The following is a 474-nucleotide window of genomic DNA, read 5'->3' as shown; positions in this document are numbered from 1 at the left end:
GCTTAATGGATCGCGAAGAGATATCTCGATGCCTAGCTTCTGGCCAGTCGTTTCGCCAGGTTGCGCTCAGCCTAGGGCGGCCTACCTCGACGATTAGCCGGGAAGTGGCACGGCATGGTGGCCGTGACCGATATCGGGCCGCACATGCCGATGAGGCCGCTTGGGAGGCAGCCCGGAGGCCACAGTCTTGCCGGTTGGCCGATAACCCTCGTCTGCGCTGGTTGGTGGCTTGCAAGCTGGGCCAGCAGTGGTCGCCGGAACAGATCGCCGGCTGGCTTAAGCTGAGGTTCCCGCTCAACCAGGCACTGCAGGTGTCGCACGAAACGATCTACCGGAGCTTGTTCATCCAGGCGCGCGGCCTGCTCAAGAAGGAACTCCTGGCGCACCTGCGCACGCGTCGCCGTATGCGCCACTCAAAGCTGGCCACCGCGATGCCTCGCGGCGGGATCATCGACGCGGTATCGATTCGGGAGC

Annotated in this window: 1 protein-coding gene; it reads left to right on the top strand. The window is 63.9% G+C overall.

Going from position 1 to position 474, the window contains the following annotated elements; genetic code table 11:
- Positions 1-474: transposase (locus tag ACFVS0_RS21825; RefSeq protein ID WP_430589115.1), on the top strand; the 474-nt coding region annotated here is incomplete at both ends.

This window comes from Isoptericola sp. NPDC058082 (assembly GCF_042885055.1).
Lineage (GTDB): Bacteria > Actinomycetota > Actinomycetes > Actinomycetales > Cellulomonadaceae > Isoptericola.
This window is presented reverse-complemented; position numbering and strand designations above follow the sequence as displayed.